The sequence below is a fragment of the uncultured Cetobacterium sp. genome, from assembly GCF_947039425.1.
Classification (GTDB): domain Bacteria; phylum Fusobacteriota; class Fusobacteriia; order Fusobacteriales; family Fusobacteriaceae; genus Cetobacterium_A.
In genome coordinates this window covers 1-4,147 of record NZ_CAMQYW010000176.1, presented here as the reverse complement: position 1 = coordinate 4,147, position 4,147 = coordinate 1, and the positions used below count along the sequence as shown (strand labels likewise).

Here is a 4,147-nt window from a genome sequence, read left to right as displayed (position 1 = left end):
TATATTCCCAGCTGTTTTATCAAAATTTTCAAATATAGACATACTTTTATTTTCTGTAAAATACTCTATTATTAAAGCCCCTATAATTTCATTACTATCATTTTTTATTGATACTACATTTTGAAAAACTGATTGTCCCTCTTGATTTATTGCTTTATAATTTTTTGAAGGCATTCCTGTTAAAAGAGTTCTGAAAACTGCTGGTTCATTTTTTGAGTGAGCAATTTCTCCATCAATTCCTTTACTATATAAACTTTTATCTTGTGGTCTATAATGATAAACTACCATAGCTTTATTTTTATCTTTTGTTAGACAATCTATAAATACATCAGAATTTAAAATCGTACCTAAAATAGATGCTGTTTCTTCTAACTTCTGAATTTTATCAATATCACTACTTGTCAATGTTGAACATACTCTACAATAATTTCTAATCATAAAAACCTTCTGTTGAATTTATTATTTCAGCTAAATTTATAAGAGTCATTCTCTTTTCCATACTTGTTTTTCTAATTTTATTATAAGCCTCACTTTCACTTAGATTATACTTATCCATTAGTATTCCTTTAGCTTTATCTATAACTATTCTATCTTTTAATTTTTGTTCATTTTTTTTCAATTCTACTTGTAAAGTTTCTTTTTCTTTATAATTTTTATAAAAAAGATTCATTTGTGAAATAAGAATTTTTTCATCAAGAGGTTTTATCAAATAACCTGAAACATTATTATTAGTCGCCTCTTGAATATATTCTTCAATACTATATGCTGTAAGCATAATAATACACCCTTTATATCCCTGCTCTTTTAAAACTTTTGCAACTTTAGTTCCTAAAAGAAAAGGCATCTTTATATCTAAAAGTAAAATATCTGGATTATGTTTTTTTGCAAATTCAACAGCTTCTAGTCCATCCTTTGCTTCTGCTAATACTATATACCCATTATCTTTTAGAATTTCAACCATATCCATTCTAATTAACGAGTCATCTTCAGCTATTACTATAGTTCTTTTTTCACTCACATTATCACCCCAAGTTTTTCTTTAAGTTTATGAAAATCACCTATTTTTTCCAATCCAATTTTAAATATCTCTGTTGCTCCTGCATTTCTTAAATCACTTTCACTTTGCTCTATATTTTCATCTATATCTATTTTTGTAATTACTCCATATATTTTTTTCCCATTAAACATTGATGCAAAATTTGGTGGAAATAGAGTCTGATCATCTAAAGATGACTGAATAAGAATAATGATATCTGCATCCATAGATATAACATTTAAAGCTCTGTAATAGCCTTTATTTTCAATATATTCTCCTGGAGTATCAATAATATCTCCCTCATAAGATACCATTTGTGTTTTTTTATACTTAACAACTTCTTTGTTTAATCTTTGAGTTAAAGTTGTTTTTCCACATCCTGTTCTTCCTACTAACATAATTTTCATACTTATGACCTCGTAACAACTGTTATTGAAAACTTTAAAGTATTACTTAAAAAGTCCATCACTGAATTTAATGATCCTTCTATACTTGAAACATCTCCTGTAATTACAACCGTTCCACTAAATCTATCTAAAAATCCGATTTCAACCTCTCCAGCTTTTGTTGCTATATCAGCAGCAATTATTGAAGCTTCTCCTGGAGTTATTGTCAATATTCCTATAGCATTTTTATTTTCTAAATTTAATCCCAACTTCTTATATATATCCACATTCGGATGGGCTATTAAATGTGCTAAAGTTACTTGTTTTCCTGGTACATATTCTTGAATCATTCTTTGTTTTTCCATTTTTCCAATCATCACCTCTTGTATTTGTATATTATGTACATAATTTAATCATATTTTTCACAATATTTCAAATTTATTTTATTTTGAACTTAAAATCAATACATTAATATCTATTTTAATACTACAATTTTAACTATTATTTTATATAATTTATTACTGTAATATGATAGAATATATTGATTTAAAATCAATTTAAATTAATAGTTTTATGGGAGGAAAAATGAAAAAAATAATTACTTCTACATTTTTAATGATTTGTCTATTTTTTTTAGTTTCTTGTAACAAAAAAAATTCAAATTCAATTACTCTTATGGTTCCAGCTTGGGGAGTTCCAACTGAAACTATGTTAAATAATTTTCAAGCTGAATCTGGTATTAAAGTTAATATTGATTCTGTTTCTTGGGATGATATTAAAAATAAGGTGGCCATTGCTGCAACAGGAAAAAAAGCCGCGGCAGATGTAATTGAAGTTGACTGGTCATGGATTGGAGAATTTAAAAGTGCTGGTTGGTTAGAGCCTTTATCTTTAGACGAAAAAACGATTAAAGATATTCCTAGTCTATCTACATTTACAATTAATAATAAAATTCTTGCAGTTCCATATGCTAATGATTTTAGAACAGCTTATTATAATACGGAATTATATAAAAAAGCTGACCTTAATCCTCCTAAGACATGGAATGAACTTGAAAAACAAATGAATTATTTCAAAGATAAAAAAATATTAGCTTATCCATATACATTGCCTTTAAATGCCACTGAAGGAACAACAACTGCTTTAATTTGGATAACTTTTTTAAGAGATGGAAAAGTATTTAATGATAATGGTAGTTTAAATAAAGAAAATATCTTAACAACTTTAAATTTTATAAATAACTGTGTTCAAAATAAATTAATAAATCCAATTAACCTAAATATGAAAGATATAGATACTTATAGACAACTTCTAAGTGGAGATAGTGCTTATATGATAGGACCTACTTCATTTATATCAAGAGCTTATGATAAAACTCAATCTCAAGTTATTGGAGATATTCAAATTGTTTTACCACCAGGGGAAAAAACAACTGCTAAACAAACTATGGCTTTAACTGAAGCTCTTGGAGTGTCTTCTTTTTCTAAAAATAAAGAAGCTGCTCAAAAATTTGTAAAATGGTATACTTCAAAAAAAATACAAAAAGAATTATATAATAATCTAAATACAATTCCTACAAGAACTTCAGTGTTAAATGATTTAATCGTTAATGGAGATATTAAAAATGCAGGGGCTTTAATGGAAACTGCAAAACTTGTAAAATCACCATTCCCAAATGGAGTTCCTGACTATTACGGTGAAATGAGCAAAACTATATCAAATGCAATTAATAAAATGGCTAGTGGAGAAATAACTCCAAATGCAGCATTCGATGAAATGAATACAAAGATAAATAACCTTATAAAAAATAACTAAAACTTATTTAGGAGTAGAAAATGAATAATCAAAAAAAATTAGGCTATTTTTCTATTTTTCCTGGAATTTTAATACTATTAACTTTTGTTTTTTATCCTATTTGTTTAACATTTTTTTACAGTTTACACTATTTTAAATTAACTAGATTAAATGAACAAAAATTTATTTATTTTAAAAATTATATTGATATTTTAAGTAGTTCTGAGTTTTATTCAGCTCTATTCAATACATCAATTATTATTTTCATCGTTATTATTCTAGGACTTATAGGAAGCTTTTTTGTTGCCTTTTTATTAAAAGAAAAAACAAAAATAACTGGACTTTTAACAGGAATTGCTATTATTCCTTGGGCTTTACCTCCTGTTGTAAATGGTCTTATATGGAAATTTATTTTTTATCCAGAAATTGGCTTAATTAATAAAATATTTTATAATTTACACATAGTAACTGAACCCTTAACGTGGTTAAATAATAGATATAGCACTTTATTTATCATTGGGATTATTGTCTCTTGGAGAGTAATCCCTTTTAGTGCTATACTTATACTAACTAATTTACAAGCCATTCCTAAAAGTTTATATGAAGCTGCTTCAATTGATGGAGCAAATACATTTGAGAAATTTAAATATATAACATTACCTTTTATTCTTCCTACTATTGGAGTGATTTTATGTAATTTTACTTTAAATTCAATTAATGTATTTGATGAAATAATATCCTTAGTCGGTTATAGAACTCTTAATGAAACTTTAATTATTTATAACTATAATCAAACTTTTTCATTTTTAAATATTGGTTATGGAAGCTCTATTACATATATCATAATGCTTGCTACTGGAATATTAGGATATATATATATTCTTATTTTACAAAAAGGAGCTAAAGATGACATTATTTAAAAAAAAAATTA

General features: G+C 25.9%; 6 protein-coding genes. 2 read left to right on the top strand and 4 right to left on the bottom strand.

The genetic code is table 11. The features are described 5' to 3' along the window. The 4 genes from Q0V09_RS08570 to eutS form a co-directional block, all read right to left on the bottom strand. A partial coding sequence (locus Q0V09_RS08570) for a histidine kinase N-terminal domain-containing protein (RefSeq protein ID WP_297488557.1) occupies positions 1-438 on the bottom strand: 438 nt, incomplete at its 3' end. After that, on the bottom strand, positions 431-1,018 hold the full coding sequence (locus tag Q0V09_RS08565) for a response regulator (protein WP_297488554.1): 588 nt from the start codon (positions 1,016-1,018) through the stop codon (positions 431-433). The genes Q0V09_RS08565 and Q0V09_RS08570, both read right to left, overlap by 8 nt. Next, the gene (locus Q0V09_RS08560; protein ID WP_297488551.1) at positions 1,015-1,443 is read right to left on the bottom strand and encodes a EutP/PduV family microcompartment system protein; all 429 of its coding nucleotides are present in this window, start codon (positions 1,441-1,443) and stop codon (positions 1,015-1,017) included. Before Q0V09_RS08560 ends, Q0V09_RS08565 begins: the two co-directional genes overlap by 4 nt. Before the next feature lie 2 nt (positions 1,444-1,445). Beyond that, positions 1,446-1,787: a BMC domain-containing protein gene (gene eutS / locus Q0V09_RS08555; protein WP_297488559.1), complete on the bottom strand. Its 342-nt coding sequence runs from the start codon at positions 1,785-1,787 to the stop codon at positions 1,446-1,448. 220 nt (positions 1,788-2,007) lie between these two features. Here eutS and Q0V09_RS08550 point away from each other — a divergent pair, with 220 nt between their 5' ends. Further along, positions 2,008-3,237, top strand: a complete 1,230-nt coding sequence (locus Q0V09_RS08550) for an extracellular solute-binding protein (RefSeq protein WP_297488547.1) — start codon at positions 2,008-2,010, stop codon at positions 3,235-3,237. Between the two features lie 20 nt (positions 3,238-3,257). Continuing rightward, the gene (locus Q0V09_RS08545) at positions 3,258-4,136 is read left to right on the top strand and encodes a carbohydrate ABC transporter permease (RefSeq protein WP_297488544.1); all 879 of its coding nucleotides are present in this window, start codon (positions 3,258-3,260) and stop codon (positions 4,134-4,136) included. The last annotated feature ends 11 nt before the right edge of the window (positions 4,137-4,147 follow it).